This is a genomic window from Tenacibaculum sp. 190524A02b (assembly GCF_964036645.1).
Classification (GTDB): Bacteria; Bacteroidota; Bacteroidia; order Flavobacteriales; family Flavobacteriaceae; genus Polaribacter; species Polaribacter vairaonense.
Genome location: NZ_OZ038525.1, coordinates 3,945,061 through 3,965,435, shown reverse-complemented (window position 1 = coordinate 3,965,435; position 20,375 = coordinate 3,945,061). Strand labels below are relative to the sequence as shown.

The following is a 20,375-nucleotide window of genomic DNA, read 5'->3' as shown; positions in this document are numbered from 1 at the left end:
TTTTATTTACAATAAAAAAACATTTGTTTAAAAACGAAAAGTAAAAAACACAAAAAAGGTGTTTGTTTATTGAATTGTTTATGTATATTTGCAGGCACAATTCAAAAACACGCGGGTGTGGTGGAATTGGTAGACACGCTAGACTTAGGATCTAGTGCCGCAAGGCGTGGGGGTTCGACTCCCTTCACCCGTACAAAGCGCAAATTTATTTTGCGCTTTTTTATACCCTAAAAGTCAAAACTGGTTTTAAAACATTTTTTGATAAATTTAAAGACACACTCCCGTTAAAAAAGCGTGACAAACCACTTCTACCATGGGTTGCAAGCGAAATCAGGTCTACACTTTCTTCATTGGCAAAATTTAAAATCCCTTCTTCAACTGATGACTCACTATAAATATTAATTGAATAATTTTTAAGATTATATTTCTCTATAAATTTTTCAACTTTCTTTCTAGATTCAGTTGTACTTTGAAACTTTTGAGGAGTGTTTATTTTCAAGAACATTATTTCACAATCAAAATTTCCAGCAAATTCCAAAAAGCCTTCAAGAGCTTTAGCCTCATCTTTTTCGAATGTAGATGCAAAAGCAAGCTTATCAAATTTAAAATCATCACTTTCTTTTTTAGTTACCAGCACTGGAACCTCTAAACTCCTTACTGTTTTCTCGGTATTAGATCCAATTAAAATTTCTTCCAACGCAGTATGCCCTTTTGATCCCATTATAACTAAATCCGCACCTACTTTTTTACCATAATCACGAATTCCTTCATACGGATTCTGAAATCTTATAGCATGATACACATTCTCTATATCAGAAAAGTACTTAGCTTTAAAATCTAAAAGCCTATCCCTTACCTTTCTAATATAAAGCATACTTTCTGGGATACTAAAATTACTTCCAGCTCCCATATCAACTATACCAGTAGGCAACTCTACCATATGAAGTAAGTGTACCTCACTATTAGATCTCTTTGCTATTTTAGCAGCTAAAACAGATGCATAACCAGAGTGTCTTGAAAAATCAACAGGAATTAATATTTTATTCATAATGTATCTAGGGTTTTATAAAAAAGAAATATCTTAAAAATACAAAATAAAATAAACAAAACCTACTTGTATATTAATGAATAAGTTACTATATTTGCAGTGAATTTTAAGAATTAATTGATGCAGGGGACGTAAGTCCCCTCTTTTTATACCTAGAATGAACCAAAACAAAGTAAGGGAGTTAACACAGGAAGCATTAGATGAAAATGAATCATTGTTTTTAATTGATTTGCAATTTCATAAAAACAATAAAATCACAGTGATTGTTGATGGAGACAATGGTGTTCCTTTAAGTGAATGTGTACGTATAAGTAGAAATATTGAACATAACTTAGATAGAGAAGAAGAAGATTTTTCTTTAGAAGTTACTACTCCAGATATAGCACATCCTTTAACTGCTAAAAGACAATATAAAAAAAACATCAATAGAATTCTAAAAGTCAAAACCGAAACAGAAGACTTTGAAGGTACTTTAACCCATGTTACTGATGAAGAAATCACTATACAATGGAAAACTAGAGAACCCAAACCTGTTGGTAAAGGAAAGCATACAGTAGAGAAAACAAAAACACTACCTTATGCTAATATTAAAGAAGCAAAAGTGAAGATTATATTTTAATTTAAGATAATGAGATGGAAAATATTGCGTTAATCGAATCGTTTTCAGAATTTAAAGACAACAAAAGCATTGATAGAGTAACACTTATGTCTATTTTAGAAGAAGTGTTTAGAGCTGCTTTAAAACGTAAGTTTGGATCAGATGAAAACTTTGACATCATCATAAACCCTGATAAAGGAGATTTAGAAATCTGGAGAAATAGAGTTGTAGTTGCTGATGGAATGTCTGAGGATGATAACGAAGAAATTGAATTATCTGAAGCAAGAAAAATAGAACCTGATTTTGAAATAGGTGAAGATGTGTCTGAGGAGGTTAAATTGATTGACTTAGGTAGGAGAGCAATTTTAGCTTTACGTCAAAACCTTATTTCAAAAATTCATGAGCATGATAGCACCAACATCTTCAAACAATTTAAAGATTTAGAAGGTGAAATTTATAGTGCTGAAGTGCATCATATACGACATAATGCCGTAATTTTATTAGATGACGAAGGAAATGAAATTGTATTACCAAAAGGTGAACAAATTAGGTCTGATTTCTTTAGAAAAGGAGATACTGTCAGAGGTGTTATTAAATCTGTAGAGCTTAGAGGTAATAAGCCTTCAATTATTTTGTCAAGAACTGCACCTAATTTCTTAGTTAAATTATTTGAGCAAGAAATTCCAGAGGTTTTTGATGGTTTAATTACTATTCAAGGAGTAGCTAGAATACCTGGAGATAAAGCTAAAATAGCTGTTGACTCTTATGACGATCGTATTGATCCTGTTGGAGCTTGTGTTGGTGTAAAAGGATCACGTATACATGGTATTGTTCGTGAATTAGGTAATGAGAATATTGATGTTATTAATTTTACTAAAAACGAGCAATTATTTATATCAAGAGCACTAAGTCCTGCGAAAGTAATTTCTGTAAGTATTGAGAAATTTGAAGAGGAAAAAGGAAATAAAAAAGGACGTGTAAATGTATTATTAAAACCAGAAGAAGTATCTAAAGCAATTGGTAGATCAGGTGTAAATATACGTTTAGCAAGTGAATTAACAGGATATGAGATAGACGTACAACGTGAGGGAATAGAAGAAGAAGATGTAGAATTAACAGAGTTTTCAGATGAAATAGAAGCTTGGGTAATTGAGGAATTCAAAAAAATTGGATTGGACACAGCCAAGAGTGTACTTGAAAAAGATGTATCTATGTTAGTTCAAAGAACAGACTTAGAAGAAGAAACTATTGTTGAAGTACAACGAATTTTAAAAGAAGAATTCGAAGACTAAAATATAAAAGGTAGTTAGTTACCTTATTGTTTAACAATAAAAACTAGCAAACAAAGAAAAAGAACGTAACTATAGTACAGTATAAAGTGTGTTCTTTAATAAAAAGTATAAAATAATTTATGGCTGAAGGCAACATAAGACTAAACAAAGTTTTAAGAGAATTAAATATTTCTTTAGATAGAGCTATAGAACACTTAGCTAAACATGGCTATGATGTTGAAGCTCGTCCTACCACTAAAATATCTAATCCGGAATATCAAGTACTTCTTGACGGATTCCAAACAGATAAATCTAAAAAGGTAGCTTCTAAAGAAGTAAGTGAAGAGAAACGAAAAGAGAAAGAAGCTATTCGTCAGCAACTAGAAGCAGAACAAGAAAAGAAAAGGCAAGTTGACGAAGCTAAAAAACAAGAAGTATTAAAAGCCAAAGCAGCTAAGTTAGAACTTAAAACTGTAGGTAAAATTGATATTAAAACAGGTAAAGAAGCTGTAGAAACTCCTAAGAAAGAAGTTAAGAAACCTGAACCTGTAGAAACTCCTGTACAAGAGCAACCAAAAAAGGAAGAAAAGAAAGAGATTACTTCTCCTCCTACTAAAAAGGTAGAAAAAACTGAAGTTGTTAAAAACGAAAATAAGCCTTCACCAAAAAAAGACAACAACAGTAACAAACCTCCGGTTGAAACTAAATCACCAAAAGTTGAAACACCTAAAACTGTGGAAGGAAACACTGTAAAAAAGGGTATTGATAAAGCCGTTGAGCAGATTCAAACACAACGTAACAAAAAAGTTGAAAAACCTAAACAAGTTACAAAACAAGCCGAAGTAACACCTGAAAATGCTGAAAAAATAAAAACTCAGTACAAAAAGTTAGACGGCCCAAAAATAACTGGTCAAAAGATTGATTTAAAACAATTTGAAAGACCTAAGAAGAAAAAGCCAGACCCTAAAAACGATAATAAGAACGACGGAGATAGAAGGAAGCGTAAGAGAATTAGTAAACCTAATACTGGTACTGACAATAAATCACAACAAGGTCAAGGACAAAATCGAGGTGGTGGTCAAAACCGTGGTGGTGGACAAAATCGCCCAGGTGGACAAAACCGTGGTGGCGGACAAAATAGAGGTGGAAATAATCGTGGAAACCATAGAGGTAGGAGGCCTGTTGTTCAAAAGGAAGAATTAACAGAAGCTGAAATCCAAAAACAAGTTAGAGAAACTTTAGAAAAGCTTCAAGGTAAATCTAACAAAGGAAAAGGAGCAAAATACCGTCGTGATAAAAGAGATCAACACCGTCAACAAGCCGAAGCTGAGCTTAAAGCACAACAAGAAGAAAGCAAGGTATTAAAAGTAACAGAATTTGTTACTGTTAGTGAAGTTGCTACCATGATGGACAAACCAGTAACAGATATTATATCTGCTTGTATGATGCTTGGTATGATGGTAACAATGAACCAACGATTAGATGCAGAAACACTTCAAATAGTTGCTGAAGAATTTAATTATAAAGTAGAATTTGTTGGTGCTGAAGTTGAGGAATCTATTGAAGAGGTAGAAGATAAACCTGAAGACTTAGCAACAAGAGCACCTATTATTACTGTAATGGGACATGTTGATCATGGTAAAACATCTTTACTTGATTACATCCGTAAAGCTAATGTAATTGCAGGTGAAAGCGGTGGAATTACACAGCATATTGGAGCGTATGGAGTAACACTTGATGATGGTCAAAAAATAGCTTTTTTAGATACACCTGGTCACGAAGCCTTTACGGCAATGCGTGCACGTGGAGCACAAGTAACCGATTTAGTTATTATTGTAATTGCTGCTGATGATGATGTAATGCCTCAAACTAAGGAAGCAATATCTCATGCTCAAGCTGCAGATGTTCCAATTATTTTTGCCATTAATAAGATAGATAAGCCTAATGCTAACCCTGACAATATTAAAACTCAATTATCTTCTATGAATTTATTAGTAGAAGATTGGGGAGGAAATATTCAGTCACAAGATATTTCTGCTAAAACAGGACAAGGTGTTGATGAACTTTTAGAAAAAGTTCTTTTAGAAGCTGAAGTATTAGAACTAAAAGCTAACCCAGATAAAAATGCAGTAGGAACTGTTGTAGAAGCACAACTAGATAAAGGTCGTGGTTATGTTTCTACAATATTAGTACAGGCTGGTACTTTAAGAATAGGAGACTATCTACTAGCTGGTAAACATAGTGGTAAAGTAAGAGCTATGTTTGATGAGCGTGGTAATAAAGTTAAAGAAGCAGGTCCTTCTACTCCTGTATCAATTCTTGGTTTAGATGGAGCTCCACAAGCTGGTGATAAGTTTAATGTATTTGATGATGAGAGAGAGGCTAAGCAAATAGCTGCTAAACGTTCTCAATTACAACGTGAACAATCTGTAAGAACTCAGAAAACGTTAACATTAGATGAAATTGGACGTCGTATTGCTTTAGGTGACTTTAAAGAGCTTAACATTATCCTTAAAGGAGATGTGGATGGTTCTGTAGAAGCCTTAACTGATTCTTTCCAGAAATTATCTACTGAAGAAATTCAAGTGAATATACTTCATAAAGGAGTTGGTGCAATTACTGAATCAGACGTGTTATTAGCAACAGCTTCTGATGCTATTATTGTTGGATTTAATGTTCGTCCTCAAGGAAATGCTAGAACGGTGGCTGATAAGGAAGAAGTTGACATCAGAACATACTCAATTATCTATGATGCTATCAACGACTTGAAAGATGCAATGGAAGGAATGTTATCTCCTGAAATGAGAGAAGAAGTTCTTGGTAATGTTGAAATTAGGGAAGTTTATAAGATTTCTAAAATTGGTAACATTGCGGGTTGTATGGTAATGAGTGGTAAAATCACTAGAGATGCTAAAGTTCGAATAATTAGAGAAGGAATTGTAGTACATGATGGTTTATTAGCTTCTTTAAAGCGTTTCAAAGACGATGTTAAAGAAGTTACTAAAGGATACGATTGTGGTCTTCAAATTAAAGGTTATAACGACATTAAAGAAGGAGATACTATCGAGGCTTACACAGAAGTTGCTGTTAAGAAGAAACTTAAATAAGAGAATATTTTTTATATACAAACAAAGCTCAGTTTTATACTGGGCTTTTTTGTTCTTATTTTTTACATTAAAAAGTTTAAACTAAATAAATCACTAATTATTAGATTATTATTAGTACTTTATAACTTAAAATTTTATAATGATAAGGCTGAGTATTTTATTTCTCATTTTAAGTAACTTTTACTGTATAGCACAACAGTCATTGACAAGTAGTCAAAAGTTTCATAAAACATCAGGAGATGTTTTAGTAGCTACTTTGCCTGCATTAGCATTAGGCTCTACATTTATTTGGGATGATGAAACTAATGGTACATTGCAATTTACTAAAGCCTTTCTATTAACAACAGCTACTGTTTATGCTTTAAAACTAACTATTGATAAAGAGCGTCCTAATGGAGATAGTTTAAATAGTTTTCCTTCTGGACACACTGCTATTTCTTTTACAAGTGCTGCATTCTTACAAAAAAGATATGGATGGAAAATAGGAATTCCTGCTTATATATTAGCTTCCTATGTGGGTTATTCTAGAATAGAGTCCAAAAATCATGATGAATGGGACGTTTTTATAGGAGCCATACTAGGAACAGGTATTGCCTATTTATTTACAAAACCCTACAAACCAAATCGGTTAAATATTTCATTAAACACTATAGATAGATATACGACTGTAGGTATAACATATACTTTTTAATAGCTTTTAAATATATTTTTTTACTCTTGAAACTATAGTCTGAACATCAATTGTATTGAAACACTCTAGGTAACCATCAGGGTAATCTTTCCCATAAACTGAAGTTGGAATTAATGGATATTTTTGTAAATCTGGTAGTATTTGATTCTCTTTTGGTTGATTATAGGGAGTAAACCCTAAATAAGGATGTGTTACACCCCAAATTGTTATTACGGGAACGTTATACATAGCTGCAATATGTCCATTTCCTGAATCCATTGCTATCATAACATTTAAATTACTTATCAAGTCAAGTTCTTCTTTAAAACTTCCCTTTCCTACAATTGAAATTATATTATCGTAGTTGTTTGCTAAGCCATCTAAAATTACTTTTTCCTTATTTCCGCCTCCAATAAGTAGAATAGTTACTTCATCAATATTCGCTAGATTTTTTATTAGCTCTTGTAATTTATCAATTGGTAAGGACTTACTTTCATAAGCTGCAAAAGGGGCTAAACCTATTATTTTTTTTGTAGCAATTCTCTCTTTAATAAAACTAGGAATCTCAGTCTTTTTAACATCTACAATAGTTTCTATATCAATAGTAAACCCTAACTTACTAAAAACATCAGAATATCTGACGTGCATTGATTTTAGTGGTTTTAGAATTTTGTTAGATTTCTTAACTATAAGTTGTTTCTTTTCGTTTCTCCCTTTATCTAACTGAACGCAAGGTATACCTCTTAATTTAAATAAGGTTACAAGGACATTAGAGCGTAAAACATTATGCAAATCTGCAACACAATCAACACCTAACTCCATTAACTCCTTATGGAGTTTTACCAATCCTAAAATGCCTTTATGTTTACCTTTTAAATCGGGTATAAAAACCTCAACATTATCAAATTCACTAAAAAAAGGGGCAAAAAAGGCACGGGTTAAAACTGTTATTTTAACATTGTTATTTTTTGCAATGAAAGCTCTGATAACTGGTACAGTCATAGCAACGTCTCCCATAGCAGAGAGACGTATTATTAAAATGTGTTTCGTTGAATTCAAAATTATTTTTGTGAGCGTAAAACAGGATTTAATTCATCATCATTGTACATCTTCATCTGCTTATACACCTTCATGTATTTATCTCCTTTTTCTATATCAGAAAGTAAAGTATCTATTGCTGTAGATAAATCAACTTGTTGTTCTAATAAAACATCTAATTTTTTTTGACAGTTATTTCTATGTTCTTCTGAAGCATCTTCTCTAGTAGCTTCTTCTTTCATATGGTAAACTTTCAATGCTAAAATAGATAATCTATCAACTCCCCAAGCTGGGCTTTCTGTATTTATAGTTGCATCACTTTTGGGATTTACTTCTTTATATTGTTCTAAAAAATAAGCATCAATATACTCTACCATATCAGTCCGATCTTGATTAGATGCATCTATTTTTCGTTTTAAATCCAAAGCAGCTACTGGGTCAATATTAGGATCTCTAATAATATCTTCATAATGCCATTGTACAGTATCAATCCAACATTTTCTATATAGCAAATGTGAAATTAAATCTTCTTTCTCATCATATTTATTTATGAAACTCTGATAAACGTCATCAATTATATGATAATCATTTATAACTTCTTCAAAAATTTTATTTGCTTTTGCAGTAAACATATTTCGTTACATTTTTAAATGTCAAAGGTAGTATTTAATCAATAAACAAAAATCTAAGCAAATCTTCGTTCAATAATTTCTAACAATCTTGTTTCATACTCTTCTTTATCTGACCAATCGTAGTCAGGTTTAACCAGTTTATTTATAAACTTTTTAGCCTCTTTTTCAGTTTTACAAGTATTTAACTGAGAGATTACCCTATTAAAATCCGTTTGATTTCCTTCAAATAAGTTTTTCACAAAAGCAATACGATCATTTAACCCTATTTGTATTGTACTTTGTAAATGATCATTTAATGATTTTTTAGGCTCTGCTTTCTCAAACAAGTTCGCCATTACATCTACTGGTAAAGTATCCTTTAACTCATCTTCCAACGTAGGTGTTTTACGTTCACCAATATCTCTTACATCATCTTTAGTATTATCATCACTAAATAAAAGACTCTGCAATTCATCAAAAGGTTGTTCTATTATTTCTTCTACCACTGGCTTCATTTCTAACACCTCTTCTTCTTTTTCTTCTTCCTTAATAACTTTTTGTTCTTTTGTCTCAACTATTGGTTCGGCTTCATCAACCATTTCTTCAACAACCTCTACTTCTTCTTCAACTTGTGATTCAATATTAACAATATTATTTACTTCCTCGTTACTTTCGATAGTAGTATCAGTTAAAGTAGCATCTTCTACTACTACTTCATGAGCATGTTCTTCAAGTTCTTCTATCACATTTAAAGGCTCTTTAATAATAGCTACTTCCTTTTCTTTTTCAGCCTTTTCAATTTTAGCGACAAGTTCTTCCTTAGTTTCTTCAGCTTGAGGTGTATTGTTAATATACTCATCTACATAGGCTAACACAGATAATTTTTCATATACTTCATATGCCTTCTCTTTTAATAGCAACACATCTTCTTTATTTTTCATTTGTAATATGCTGTGCGCTAAACTGATTAAATCGGATGCTAGTTTTTTGTGCATAAGTTGTTATTGGTTTTTAAGTTTTACTCTTAAATTTTAATAAATTTGTCCCTCATTTTGATAGTAAAAACAAATATTAATAACAGAGCTTAAAATTACAAAATGTTTCTTGAAAATACGGTAAATCATACAGAACAATTTGGGTGGATAGAAGTAATTTGTGGCTCTATGTTTTCTGGAAAAACAGAAGAACTTATAAGACGCTTAAGAAGAGCACAATTAGCAAAACAACGTGTTGAAATCTTTAAACCAACCGTTGATACCCGCTACGATGAAGAAGAAGTAGTTTCTCATAATGAAAACAGAATTAGGTCTACTCCAGTACCAGCATCTTCCAATATTAGATTATTAGCAAACAATGTAGATGTTGTAGGAATTGATGAAGCACAATTTTTTGATGATGAAATCGTTGCCGTTTGTAATGATTTGGCTAATAGAGGTATTCGTGTAATAGTTGCAGGTTTAGACATGGACTTTAAAGGAAATCCTTTTGGACCAATGCCTGCTTTAATGGCTACTGCTGAATATGTAACCAAAGTACATGCTGTATGCACACGAACTGGAAATTTAGCTCATTATAGTTTTAGAAAAGCACAAAATGATGATTTAGTTTTATTAGGAGAAACGCAAGAGTATGAACCTCTTAGTAGAGCTGCCTATTATAAAGCTATGAAGGCACTTAACAAAGAATCAACCAATGAATAATCATGTAACTGTATTAGAAATTAATGCCCATGCTGTTTTGCATAACTTGGCATACTTCAAACAAAAATTACAACCTACTACTAAAGTATTAGTTGTAGTAAAAGCTTTTGGCTACGGAAGTGAAGCTGTAGAAATTGCCAAAATTGTACAAGAACATGTTGATTATTTTGCAGTTGCTTATACTGATGAAGGTGTTATACTTAGAGAAGCTGGAATAAAAACACCTATTTTAGTTTTACATCCACAACTTCCTAATTTGAATATACTTGTAAAGTACCATTTAGAGCCTAATCTTTATAATTTTAAAATTTTTGATGCCTTTTTAAAATTAGCAGATGAGAAACCTTTAATGAACTACCCTATCCATATTAAGTTTAATACGGGATTAAATAGGTTAGGTTTTTGGCACTCAGATGTCCCTACTATCATTAGTAGTTTAAAAAAATCTAACAACGTAAAGGTACAATCTATATTCTCACATCTTGCTGCTAGTGAAGATTTAAACGAACAAGAGTTTACAGTAAATCAAATTAACAACTTTGCTTACATCATAAAACAAGTATATCAACACTTAGGTTACGAACCTATGATTCATATTTTGAACACTTCAGGTATTATAAACTACCCAAAGGCTCAATTTGATATGGTCCGATTAGGTATTGGCTTATATGGTTTTGGAAATCATCCACAAGAAACGGCAAACCTAAAAAACACACACAGTTTAAAATCAATTATTTCTCAAATTCATATTGTACAACCTGGAGAAACTGTTGGTTATAATAGAGCTTTTGTGGCAAGTCAATCAACTAAAACAGCTACAATACCTATAGGTCATGCAGATGGTATTTCTAGAAAACTTGGTAATAAAAATGGATTTGTTATTATCAATAATCAACCCGCTCCTATAATAGGTAATGTTTGTATGGATATGATTATGGCTGATGTTACCAAAATTGATTGCAAAGAAAATGACGAAGTCATTATTTTCAACCACCAACAACATATAGAGTATATGGCACATAAATGTGAAACTATTCCTTATGAAATATTAACCGCCTTATCCCAAAGAATTAAAAGATTAGTAAAGAAGTAATTTTTTTTATACTTTAGATTTTCAATTTAACTATTAAAATCAAAAATATGGGAATGCTCAAAGAGTTTAAAGACTTTGCCATGAAAGGCAACCTAGTGGACATTGCAGTAGGTTTTGTTATGGGTGCTGCTTTTAACAAAGTAGTTTCTTCATTTACTGGAGGAATTGTTTCTCCACTAATCGGTTTAATTTTCAATGCAGACTTTAAAGATTTAAAGTATGTTATTAAGGAAGGAGTAGCTGATGACGCAGGCAAAATAACAGGAGAAGTAGCCGTTTTATATGGTGAATTTTTAACCAATGTTATCGACTTTATAATTGTAGCATTTGTAATGTTTATGATTGTTAAAGGAGTGAATGCAATGAAGAAAAAAGAAGAGCCAGCTCCAGAAGCTCCAAAAGGGCCATCTCAAGAAGAGTTATTAACTCAAATTAGAGATTTATTAAAGAAATAAACTAAGCTAGACACTTATCTAAAAAGCGGGTTAAAATTAATTTTAACCCGCTTTTTTTATTGTAAACTATCTCTACACTTGTCTAAACATGCTTTCCTTTTTCCCATCCATGTTTTCCTAAATATTGCTCACCGCTTTCTACAGCACCATCTTCAATACTAGTTCCCATAGAATCATTCCATCTATTTAAGTAACCAAATAAAGAAATTACACCTAGCATTTCTACAATCTCTCCTTCATTCCAATGTTTGTAAAGTTCTTCTTTTATTTTTTCACCCACCATATTAGGCACTTGACTAGCAGCTAATGAAAAATCTAAAGCTGCGCGTTCAGCGTCATTAAAAGCTGAATGTGTTTTGTATTCCCAAATATTATCTAGTTGCTCCTGCTCTGCTCCATAACGTTCTGCCGCTCTAATAGCATGTGCTTGGCAATATCTACATCCAGTAGCATTACTAGAAACCCAAGCAATCATTCTTTTTAAAGCAGAAGTTACCCTACCTTCATTCGCCATTACTGCTTTATTAAGGTTTATGAAAGCTTTAGAAATGGCCGGTCTCCTTTGCATTGTTAAAACAGAGTTTGGACAAAAACCTAAAGTTTCATTAAAAAATTCGGCTAATTCTTTTGTTTCTAAATCATGGTCAGCAGATAACGGTGTTACTAATGGCATTGTTTCTTGTTTTTAGTTTGTATTAATGTTTTTTAATGTAAGTTTGTTTTACAAACCTCTTCTGAAAAAGAAGAAATTTGGACAACAATATACAACTTACATTAGTAACAAAAAAAATATAGATTATGGCACAACATACTGTAACTACTACTTGGAAAGAAAACATGCAATTTGAAAGTGATAATCCTAGTGGACATAAGATAACCATTGATGCAAATGCTGAAAGCGGAGGTAATGATGCTGGATTAAGACCTAAAGCACTTATGTTATCTTCTTTAGCTGGTTGTTCTGGTTTAGATGTAGTTTCTTTATTAAAAAAAATGCGTATCACGGTTGATGACTTTAAAATGAATGCTACTGGTGAGCTTACAGATGAACACCCAAAGTATTACCATACCGTTACCCTTAACTATCATTTTACAGGTACAGATTTAGATGAAGACAAAATAACTAAAGCCGTAAATTTGTCTATTGAAAAGTATTGTGGTGTAATGGAAATGTTTAGAAAATTTGCCACTATAAAAACTAACATCCATTTTCATCAGAAATAATTATAAACCTCATTAAAGTTGTTATTTAATTTATGCGTTGGACTTATAAAAATGAACCTGAAAAAGAAATTATTACAACATTAGCTAGTCAATTAAATATTGATATGGTATTGGCTAAATTACTAGCTCAACGCGGTATAACTTCCTTTGATGAGGCTAAACAATTTTTTAGACCTTCTTTAACTGACTTACATGACCCTTTCTTAATGAAAGATATGGATATAGCTGTTAAAAGGATTACAAATGCTATTGAAAAAAATGAAAATATTTTAATTTATGGTGATTATGATGTAGATGGCACTACTGCCGTTTCTTTGGTTTCATCTTATTTAAAAGAAAGTTATCCTAACATAGCAACCTACATTCCTGATAGATACCAAGAAGGTTATGGTGTATCTTTTCAAGGTATTGATTTTGCTCATGACAATGACTTTTCTTTAATCATAGCTTTAGATTGTGGTATCAAAGCTATAGATAAGGTTGCCTATGCTAAAGAAAAAGGAGTAGACTTTATTATTTGTGACCACCATAAACCAGGAAAGGAAATCCCTGATGCAATTGCTGTTTTAAACCCTAAAAGAGTAGATTGTAACTACCCTTATAAAGAATTGTGTGGTTGTGGAGTAGGTTTTAAATTAATCCAGGCGCTAGCAACTGAAAAAAAAGAATCATTAGAGATTATTCTACATTATCTAGATTTGGTAGCTACAGCTATTGCTGCCGACATTGTTCCTATCACTGGAGAAAATAGAATCTTAGCTTATTATGGATTACAAGTTATCAATACTATTCCAAGAAATGGTATTAAAGCTATTATACACCAACTACAAAAGAAAGAATTAACCATTACCGATGTTGTTTTTATCATAGCACCAAGAATTAATGCTGCTGGAAGAATGAAGCATGGTAATTTTGCTGTAGATTTATTAACGGAGCTAGATTTTGATACTGCAACTAAAGTTGCTGCCGATATAGAGAAGTTTAATTCAGACAGGAAAGAACTTGATGCTCAAATAACGCAAGAAGCACTTTTGCAAATTGAAAACAATGAAGAGCAAAAAAATTATACTACTGTTGTTTTCAATGAAAATTGGCACAAAGGAGTTATTGGAATTGTTGCTTCACGATTAACTGAAACGTACTATAGACCAACTTTGGTTTTCACCAAAAGCGGAGAGAAATTAGCAGCTTCTGCCAGATCAGTAAAAGGGTTTGATGTTTACAATGCTTTAGAAGCTTGTTCTGAATACATAGAACAATTTGGAGGTCATAAATACGCTGCAGGGTTAACCTTACTACCCGAACAATATGAAAATTTTAAAGCTAAGTTTGAACAGGTAGTAAAGGAAACAATAAACCCTGACTTATTAATACCTGAAATTACTATTGATGCCGAATTATCTTTAGCTAACGTTACACCTAAATTCTATAGAATTTTAAAACAAATGGCTCCTTTTGGCCCTGAAAATAGAAAACCTGTATTTATAACTACTAATGTTAGAGACAATGGTTATGGTAAACAAGTAGGTGCTGATAAAAGTCATTTAAAACTTAGCATTTTATATGGTGCTGATAAAAAAACGTACAACGCTATTGGTTTTGGCTTAGGTAATAAACTTGATTGTATTAACAATGACTTTGATATTTTATATAATTTAGATGAGAATACTTGGAATGGATACACTTCTCTACAATTGGTATTAAAAGATTTAAAATAATTTTATTTAGAATAATTCTAAATTAATTATATTTGTTCCATAACAAACAGCAATTATGGAAAGCATCTATAAAATATACGATAATAGCATTGGCATATCTTTTAAATGGAAAAATGTTAAAACCAACTTAACTCAAATTATTTTTAGAGATACTGGTTTTCACTTAACCACTGAAGAAATTGAAATTTTTATAGACAAAATATGTGATACTAAAAGTCAAAAACCTTGTAATGCTTGTGGCTTAAATAGTATTGACTGTAGATCATTACTTTTACAAACTCCATCAGATAAAGTAAGTATGGCTATCTCATATAGCGAATTAAGTGAAATTGAAGATTTATTACGAGGTACACTTTTTCAAATTAGAATGAACAATTATTTAAGTGATTTGTGTAAAAACTAAATAACAGTTAAATCATTCCTTACTATTTTCACATAATATTAATAAAATTTACTGTAAGGTTTTCTAAATTTGATGAACTATTAATACTTTAATAACTAAAACCAGTACCCATGAAAAAATCAATTTTATCCGTTATTGTATTTACCATTGCTTTAGTATTTTCTAATGAAGTAAATGCACAAAAGTTTTCGGGTTTAGATAAAAGTCCAATGGATGCCGCTGCATTTCCTGCAAGCTATCGTGTATCAGACAAACAAGTAAAAATTATATATAGCCGTCCACAATTAAAAGGAAGAAGTTTAAGTAAACTTGCCCCTGCTGGAAAAGTATGGAGAACTGGAGCTAATGAAGCTCCTGAAATTACTTTTTATAAAGATGTAACCTTTGGAGGTAAAGCTGTAAAAGCAGGAACTTATACGTTATTTACTATCCCAGGAGAAAAAGAATGGACTGTTATCTTAAGTACAGCAAAAAATGTTTGGGGATCTTATTTCTATAAAGAATCAGAAGATGTAGTACGTGTTAGCGGATCTGTTTCAAAAGCTAAAGATACTGTTGAAGCTTTTTCAATTGCTTTTGAAGGTGAAGACAATGCTTATAACATGTATTTAGGATGGGGTAACGTAGTAGTAAGTGTACCCGTAAAAGGATAATTAATTGTTCAAACCCCTTTTTAGGGTTGATATATATACAAAGAAAAATCCGAGAAGTTATTCTCGGATTTTTTATGCTTTAAAAGAAAGAACTTTTTATGCTTTTTCTTGAAGTGCTAATTGAATACTTAATTCTTCTAATTGATCATCATCAATAGTAGCTGGTGCATCTATCATTACATCACGTCCTGAATTATTCTTAGGGAAAGCAATAAAATCACGAATTGTTTCTTGTCCGCCTAAAATAGCTACCAAACGATCTAATCCAAATGCCAAGCCTCCATGTGGTGGTGCCCCGTACTCAAAAGCATCCATTAAGAAACCAAATTGTTCTTTAGCTTCTTCAGGTGAAAACCCTAAATGCTTAAACATAACAGCTTGCGTTTCTTTATCATGTATTCTAATAGATCCTCCACCTATTTCATTACCATTTAAAACTAAATCGTACGCATTTGCTTTTACTGCTCCTGGATCTGTATCTAATAGCTCTAATTGTCCTGGCTTTGGAGAAGTAAACGGATGGTGCATTGCATGATAATGTCCCGTTTCCTCATCTAATTCCAACAATGGAAAGTCAATTACCCATAACGGTGCAAACTCATCAGACTTACGTAGTTCTAAACGCTCTGCCATTTCCATACGTAAAGCACTTAATTGCGCTCTAACCTTAGTGGTTTTACCAGAAAGTACGCAAATTAAATCACCAGCTTTAGCTCCAGTTGCCTCTGCCCACTTAGCTAAATCTTCTTGATCATAAAACTTATCAACTGACGACTTGAAAGAACCGTCTTCATTGCACTTTACATAAACCATTCCTAAAGCTCCCACTTGCGGACGCTTTACCCAATCTATTAATTTATCTATTTCCTTACGTGTATATGAAGCACCTCCAGGTACTGCAATTCCTACTACTAACTCTGCTTCATTAAACACTTTAAATTCCTTGTGCTGTGCCACCTCATTCAATTCTCCAAACTCCATCCCAAAACGAATATCTGGCTTATCATTACCATACTTACGCATTGCTTCATCAAAAGTAATTCTAGGGAATTTTGCTACCTCAACACCATTAATTTCTTTTAATAAATGACGCGTCATTCCTTCAAATATCTCTAAAATATCTTCTTGTTCAACAAATGCCATTTCGCAGTCTATTTGCGTAAATTCTGGCTGACGGTCTGCACGTAAATCCTCATCTCTAAAACATTTTACAATTTGGAAATATTTATCCATACCACCTACCATTAATAACTGTTTAAAGGTTTGTGGACTTTGAGGTAATGCATAAAACTGACCAGCATTCATACGTGAAGGCACTAAAAAATCTCTTGCTCCTTCTGGTGTTGACTTAATTAAATATGGAGTTTCTACATCAATAAATCCTTTATCAGAAAGGTATTTACGAACTTCCATAGATACTTTATGGCGAAAAACTAAACTCTCTTTTACAGGGTTACGACGAATATCTAAATAACGATACTTCATACGTAAATCTTCACCTCCATCCGTTTCATCTTCAATTGTAAATGGTGGTAACTTCGCCTCGTTTAAAATAGTTAATTCAGAAACTAATACTTCAACATCACCCGTTGGAATATTTGCATTTTTAGAAGCACGCTCAATTACAGTACCTTTTACTTGTACAACAAACTCTCTACCTAAAGTTTTAGCCTGCTCCATTAATTCTTTTGAAGTACGCTCTTCATCAAAAATTAACTGTGTAATTCCGTAACGATCACGTAAATCAATCCAAATCATAAAACCTTTGTCACGTGATTTTTGTACCCATCCTGAAAGGGTTACTTCTGAATTTATGTGCGATGCTCTTAATTCACCACAAGTATGCGTTCTGTACATTTCTTGAATTTTAGATGCGCAAATTTAACTATAAATGTTAGTATGTGAAAAATTACTATTTATTAGTTTTATTAGAAATAAATGTACCTTTATAAATTAAATATAAAAAAGCACTTTTTACATTGCTTTACCTAATAAATTGACTTTGAAATTTAAATAACCCATATGACTAAACAACTTCAATACATTATTTTTACTGTATCAATTCTCATTTTTATTTTACTCCAATCTCCTTATTTAGTGAGTTATCAATATCCTTTTCGTTTACTTGGCACTTGGTTTCATGAAATGGGACACGGTCTTACTGCATTATGTATTGGCGGTAGTTTTAAATATTTAGAGATTTATGAAAACGGTGGTGGTGTTGCTTACTTTACATTAACTAATAAATTTGTACCACTAAATATAGGGAAAGCCATTACCGCCGCAGGTGGTTTGTTAGGCCCAGCTATTGCAGGCACTATATTAATTGCAGGTGCTAAATCTACTAGAACAGCTGCTATATTATTACGAGTATTGGTAGGTGTTATTATTCTTTCTTTAGTTTTATGGATTCGTTCATATTGGGGAGTAATCGTTCTTTCTCTTTTTGCACTCCTCTTTTTCATTATTACTTTACTAAAAAATAAAAAAATTGAAGTTGCCACACTTGTCTTTTTAGGCTTACAATCCATCCTTAGTAGTTACTTACAATTAGATTATTTGTTTACCAAACAGTTTGAACGACATGGTGCTATTCAAAATTCAGATACACAAGTCATCGCTGAAAACACGTTTGGCACCTATTGGCTTTGGGGTCTTCTTATTATTTTAGTAAGTGTTTATTTAATATTTAAAAGTTTTCAATATTACTTTAGGAAGTAAATATTAAAAAATCAAAGCATTGACTAACCACTAGTAATAAAGCACAAGAATTAGATTTAGTAAACTCTTTTTTTATTCCTTTATTTAACTTAATTTTGTAACCATTGTATAAGGTTGTATAAGATGGTTACTAAAGATTATTATTCACTTTCAGAAGCTGCTGAAGTATTAGGAAAAAGTAAGGAAACATTACGTAGATGGGATAGAGACGGGAAGCTGGAAGCCTTTCGTGAGCCTGTAAGTAATTATAGAGTATATAAAAAAGAACTTATAAACTCTTTAATTAAACCTTTATTAACTGAAATAGATAATAATATAGACAATACTGAAATATCTTTAAAAGAATATAAGGTTCTAGAGTTATTTGCTGGCGCAGGAGGTTTAGCTATTGGCTTAGAACAGTCAGGGATTAAATGTGTTGCTTTAAATGAGATAGACAAATGGGCTTGCCAAACGTTAAGAGAAAACAGACCTAACTGGAATGTTTTAGAAGGAGATATAAAAAAGTTTGATTTTACTAAATATAAAAATCAAGTTGACATTGTAACAGGTGGTTTTCCTTGCCAAGCTTTTAGTTATGCAGGAAAAAAATTAGGGCTTGAAGATGCTAGAGGAACTTTATTTTATGAGTTTGCAAGAGCTGTACAAGAAGTAAATCCATTAATTTGTGTAGGTGAAAACGTAAAAGGTTTGCTTTCTCATGATAAAGGAAAAACGTTACAAGGAATGATTTCTATTTTAGATGAAATAGGATATAAAGTAGTGCCTGTAGAAGTATTGAAAGCCATTCATTATAAAGTCCCTCAAAAAAGAGAACGTCTTATTTTGGTTGGTGTAAGAAAGGATATTAATATTAACTATGAATACCCAACTCCTTATAACAAAATATATAACTTATCTGACGCACTTAAAAAAGGCGAACTATATAACTGTAATGTACCTAAGTCAGAAGGTTCAAAATATCCTGAACATAAAAAACAAGTATTAGACTTAGTGCCTCCTAAAGGGTATTGGAGAGATTTACCTATTGATATTCAAAAGGAGTATATGGGGAAAAGTTTTTATTTAGGCGGTGGTAAAACAGGAATGGCTAGAAGAATTGGCTGGGATGAACCTAGCTTAACTTTAACATGTAGTCCAGCACAAAAACAAACAGAAAGATGTCATCCAGATGAAACCCGTCCGTTTACAGTAAGGGAATACGCAAGGATACAAACCTTCCCAGATAGTTGGAAGTTTTCAGGCTCTATATCTCAACAATATAAGCAGATTGGAAATGCTGTGCCTTGCAATTTAGGTAAGGAGTTAGGATATTCTATTATTAAGTTTTTAAATCGTGTTTATTCAAAACACTAACTGTATTTTTCTTTAATCTCTTTTGCAAGTTTATCAATGGTTTCTTTTACAACATTACTGGCATCAACTTCAAGAGCGACTTCACCAATAGCATCAATTAACTCAAAATAAAAATCTTCTTGCCCTGTCAATCTATGCCAAAAATCTTTGCCAACTATGACTGGGAATGACTCCTCTATCCTTCTGTAATGTGAACTTATTTCGGAATTTTCACCATAAACAACCCCTACAATCATATCATCAATTCCTATATTCAGATTATTTGTCCTTGCTAAATTTCTAACCCCTTTAAAATGATTAATAATTGTTATAACATCATCTTTATTAATTGTATTTGGCCCAGCTTTTAATTGGCAATATTTTTTTCTGTTATCAATAACATCAACAAATTCAATATCTATTCCTTGTGTAGTAGAACCTAGCCCCTGAAATAGAGTACTTATTAAAGTTTGAATTTTCATACCAAAAGAAGTGGTTATTGATGGCCCAAGTATCCTTGGTAAAACTAATGCTTTTGCAATACTTTCTGGCTTGTCATTTCCTGTAAGAAAGTTCGCTAAGTATTTAATTAAAAATGGGTTTATATTATATTCAGACAATTTACTTGCTTTATCACAAGCTTTATTAATATGACTTTTTACAATTTCTTCTCTAAAAAATTTTTTTGCACTTTCTATTATTTGATTCCTTCTGTTTTCTTCCATTTTGA

At 32.0% G+C, this 20,375-nt stretch carries 20 protein-coding genes and 1 tRNA gene; 14 read left to right on the top strand and 7 right to left on the bottom strand.

What is annotated here, in order from left to right:
- Positions 1-111: 111 nt before the first annotated feature.
- Positions 112-193 (top strand) — tRNA-Leu (locus ABNT65_RS15835).
- Between the two features lie 27 nt (positions 194-220).
- Here ABNT65_RS15835 and ABNT65_RS15830 read toward each other — a convergent pair.
- On the bottom strand, positions 221-1,048 hold the full coding sequence (locus ABNT65_RS15830) for a universal stress protein (RefSeq protein WP_348705200.1): 828 nt from the start codon (positions 1,046-1,048) through the stop codon (positions 221-223).
- A gap of 157 nt (positions 1,049-1,205) precedes the next feature.
- Here ABNT65_RS15830 and rimP point away from each other — a divergent pair, with 157 nt between their 5' ends.
- The 4 genes from rimP to ABNT65_RS15810 all read left to right on the top strand — a co-directional run bounded on the left by rimP (position 1,206) and on the right by ABNT65_RS15810 (position 6,715).
- Complete coding sequence (gene rimP / locus ABNT65_RS15825; protein WP_348705198.1) at positions 1,206-1,667, top strand: ribosome assembly cofactor RimP; 462 nt, start codon at positions 1,206-1,208, stop codon at positions 1,665-1,667.
- Positions 1,668-1,681: 14 nt separating this feature from the next.
- The gene (gene nusA, locus ABNT65_RS15820; protein WP_348705196.1) at positions 1,682-2,938 is read left to right on the top strand and encodes a transcription termination factor NusA; all 1,257 of its coding nucleotides are present in this window, start codon (positions 1,682-1,684) and stop codon (positions 2,936-2,938) included.
- 119 nt (positions 2,939-3,057) lie between these two features.
- Entirely contained in the window at positions 3,058-6,024 is a 2,967-nt protein-coding gene (gene infB, locus ABNT65_RS15815) for a translation initiation factor IF-2 (protein WP_348705194.1), read from the top strand.
- A 139-nt stretch (positions 6,025-6,163) separates the two neighbouring features.
- Complete coding sequence (locus tag ABNT65_RS15810; RefSeq protein WP_348705192.1) at positions 6,164-6,715, top strand: phosphatase PAP2 family protein; 552 nt, start codon at positions 6,164-6,166, stop codon at positions 6,713-6,715.
- Between the two features lie 6 nt (positions 6,716-6,721).
- On the opposite strand, the gene ABNT65_RS15805 is transcribed toward ABNT65_RS15810, so the two are convergent.
- The 3 genes from ABNT65_RS15805 to ABNT65_RS15795 are packed head-to-tail and all read right to left on the bottom strand — an operon-like array spanning position 6,722 to position 9,338.
- On the bottom strand, positions 6,722-7,711 hold the full coding sequence (locus ABNT65_RS15805) for a glycosyltransferase family 9 protein (RefSeq protein ID WP_348746273.1): 990 nt from the start codon (positions 7,709-7,711) through the stop codon (positions 6,722-6,724).
- Between the two features lie 44 nt (positions 7,712-7,755).
- A complete protein-coding gene (locus ABNT65_RS15800; RefSeq protein WP_348746272.1) occupies positions 7,756-8,364 on the bottom strand; it encodes a DUF4254 domain-containing protein in 609 nt (202 codons plus the stop codon).
- A gap of 53 nt (positions 8,365-8,417) precedes the next feature.
- The gene (locus tag ABNT65_RS15795) at positions 8,418-9,338 is read right to left on the bottom strand and encodes a hypothetical protein (RefSeq protein WP_348705186.1); all 921 of its coding nucleotides are present in this window, start codon (positions 9,336-9,338) and stop codon (positions 8,418-8,420) included.
- 102 nt (positions 9,339-9,440) lie between these two features.
- Here ABNT65_RS15795 and ABNT65_RS15790 point away from each other — a divergent pair, with 102 nt between their 5' ends.
- From ABNT65_RS15790 to mscL, 3 genes are read left to right on the top strand one after another with little or no spacing between them, the layout of a single operon-like run.
- Complete coding sequence (locus tag ABNT65_RS15790) at positions 9,441-10,043, top strand: thymidine kinase (RefSeq protein WP_348705184.1); 603 nt, start codon at positions 9,441-9,443, stop codon at positions 10,041-10,043.
- Positions 10,036-11,136, top strand: coding sequence for an alanine racemase (gene alr, locus ABNT65_RS15785; protein WP_348705182.1), 1,101 nt, complete (start codon positions 10,036-10,038; stop codon positions 11,134-11,136). Before ABNT65_RS15790 ends, alr begins: the two co-directional genes overlap by 8 nt.
- Positions 11,137-11,189: 53 nt before the next feature.
- Entirely contained in the window at positions 11,190-11,591 is a 402-nt protein-coding gene (mscL, locus tag ABNT65_RS15780) for a large-conductance mechanosensitive channel protein MscL (protein WP_348705600.1), read from the top strand.
- Positions 11,592-11,673: 82 nt separating this feature from the next.
- On the opposite strand, the gene ABNT65_RS15775 is transcribed toward mscL, so the two are convergent.
- Entirely contained in the window at positions 11,674-12,264 is a 591-nt protein-coding gene (locus ABNT65_RS15775) for a carboxymuconolactone decarboxylase family protein (RefSeq protein WP_348746271.1), read from the bottom strand.
- Positions 12,265-12,389: 125 nt separating this feature from the next.
- On the opposite strand from ABNT65_RS15775, the gene ABNT65_RS15770 reads away from it, so the two are divergent.
- From ABNT65_RS15770 to ABNT65_RS15755, 4 genes are all read left to right on the top strand, one after another.
- Positions 12,390-12,815 (top strand): OsmC family protein, encoded by a 426-nt coding sequence (locus ABNT65_RS15770; protein ID WP_348746270.1) that lies wholly within the window; start codon positions 12,390-12,392, stop codon positions 12,813-12,815.
- A gap of 32 nt (positions 12,816-12,847) precedes the next feature.
- A complete protein-coding gene (gene recJ / locus ABNT65_RS15765) occupies positions 12,848-14,533 on the top strand; it encodes a single-stranded-DNA-specific exonuclease RecJ (protein WP_348738707.1) in 1,686 nt (561 codons plus the stop codon).
- Between the two features lie 55 nt (positions 14,534-14,588).
- Positions 14,589-14,936, top strand: a complete 348-nt coding sequence (locus ABNT65_RS15760) for a hypothetical protein (protein WP_348705175.1) — start codon at positions 14,589-14,591, stop codon at positions 14,934-14,936.
- A gap of 110 nt (positions 14,937-15,046) precedes the next feature.
- Positions 15,047-15,589: a DUF2911 domain-containing protein gene (locus ABNT65_RS15755; RefSeq protein ID WP_348705173.1), complete on the top strand. Its 543-nt coding sequence runs from the start codon at positions 15,047-15,049 to the stop codon at positions 15,587-15,589.
- Between the two features lie 96 nt (positions 15,590-15,685).
- Here ABNT65_RS15755 and aspS read toward each other — a convergent pair whose 3' ends face one another.
- Positions 15,686-17,446: an aspartate--tRNA ligase gene (aspS, locus tag ABNT65_RS15750; RefSeq protein WP_348738708.1), complete on the bottom strand. Its 1,761-nt coding sequence runs from the start codon at positions 17,444-17,446 to the stop codon at positions 15,686-15,688.
- Positions 17,447-17,611: 165 nt separating this feature from the next.
- Between aspS and ABNT65_RS15745 the strand changes: the two genes are divergently transcribed.
- Together ABNT65_RS15745 and dcm are read left to right on the top strand one after the other, a co-directional pair.
- Complete coding sequence (locus ABNT65_RS15745; protein ID WP_348705169.1) at positions 17,612-18,310, top strand: M50 family metallopeptidase; 699 nt, start codon at positions 17,612-17,614, stop codon at positions 18,308-18,310.
- A gap of 123 nt (positions 18,311-18,433) precedes the next feature.
- The gene (gene dcm / locus ABNT65_RS15740) at positions 18,434-19,666 is read left to right on the top strand and encodes a DNA (cytosine-5-)-methyltransferase (protein WP_348746269.1); all 1,233 of its coding nucleotides are present in this window, start codon (positions 18,434-18,436) and stop codon (positions 19,664-19,666) included.
- Here dcm and ABNT65_RS15735 read toward each other — a convergent pair.
- The gene (locus ABNT65_RS15735) at positions 19,663-20,370 is read right to left on the bottom strand and encodes a PmeII family type II restriction endonuclease (RefSeq protein ID WP_348746268.1); all 708 of its coding nucleotides are present in this window, start codon (positions 20,368-20,370) and stop codon (positions 19,663-19,665) included. The two genes, dcm and ABNT65_RS15735, sit on opposite strands and share 4 nt — an antisense overlap.
- Between the last annotated feature and the right edge of the window lie 5 nt (positions 20,371-20,375).

Coding starts and splice junctions, on each gene's coding strand:
- ABNT65_RS15830 (WP_348705200.1), bottom strand. CDS start 1,048: ATGAATAAAATATTAATTCCTGTTGATTTTTCAAGACACTCTGGTTAT.
- rimP (WP_348705198.1), top strand. CDS start 1,206: ATGAACCAAAACAAAGTAAGGGAGTTAACACAGGAAGCATTAGATGAA.
- nusA (WP_348705196.1), top strand. CDS start 1,682: ATGGAAAATATTGCGTTAATCGAATCGTTTTCAGAATTTAAAGACAAC.
- infB (WP_348705194.1), top strand. CDS start 3,058: ATGGCTGAAGGCAACATAAGACTAAACAAAGTTTTAAGAGAATTAAAT.
- ABNT65_RS15810 (WP_348705192.1), top strand. CDS start 6,164: ATGATAAGGCTGAGTATTTTATTTCTCATTTTAAGTAACTTTTACTGT.
- ABNT65_RS15805 (WP_348746273.1), bottom strand. CDS start 7,711: ATGGGAGACGTTGCTATGACTGTACCAGTTATCAGAGCTTTCATTGCA.
- ABNT65_RS15800 (WP_348746272.1), bottom strand. CDS start 8,364: ATGTTTACTGCAAAAGCAAATAAAATTTTTGAAGAAGTTATAAATGAT.
- ABNT65_RS15795 (WP_348705186.1), bottom strand. CDS start 9,338: ATGCACAAAAAACTAGCATCCGATTTAATCAGTTTAGCGCACAGCATA.
- ABNT65_RS15790 (WP_348705184.1), top strand. CDS start 9,441: ATGTTTCTTGAAAATACGGTAAATCATACAGAACAATTTGGGTGGATA.
- alr (WP_348705182.1), top strand. CDS start 10,036: ATGAATAATCATGTAACTGTATTAGAAATTAATGCCCATGCTGTTTTG.
- mscL (WP_348705600.1), top strand. CDS start 11,190: ATGCTCAAAGAGTTTAAAGACTTTGCCATGAAAGGCAACCTAGTGGAC.
- ABNT65_RS15775 (WP_348746271.1), bottom strand. CDS start 12,264: ATGCCATTAGTAACACCGTTATCTGCTGACCATGATTTAGAAACAAAA.
- ABNT65_RS15770 (WP_348746270.1), top strand. CDS start 12,390: ATGGCACAACATACTGTAACTACTACTTGGAAAGAAAACATGCAATTT.
- recJ (WP_348738707.1), top strand. CDS start 12,848: ATGCGTTGGACTTATAAAAATGAACCTGAAAAAGAAATTATTACAACA.
- ABNT65_RS15760 (WP_348705175.1), top strand. CDS start 14,589: ATGGAAAGCATCTATAAAATATACGATAATAGCATTGGCATATCTTTT.
- ABNT65_RS15755 (WP_348705173.1), top strand. CDS start 15,047: ATGAAAAAATCAATTTTATCCGTTATTGTATTTACCATTGCTTTAGTA.
- aspS (WP_348738708.1), bottom strand. CDS start 17,446: ATGTACAGAACGCATACTTGTGGTGAATTAAGAGCATCGCACATAAAT.
- ABNT65_RS15745 (WP_348705169.1), top strand. CDS start 17,612: ATGACTAAACAACTTCAATACATTATTTTTACTGTATCAATTCTCATT.
- dcm (WP_348746269.1), top strand. CDS start 18,434: ATGGTTACTAAAGATTATTATTCACTTTCAGAAGCTGCTGAAGTATTA.
- ABNT65_RS15735 (WP_348746268.1), bottom strand. CDS start 20,370: ATGGAAGAAAACAGAAGGAATCAAATAATAGAAAGTGCAAAAAAATTT.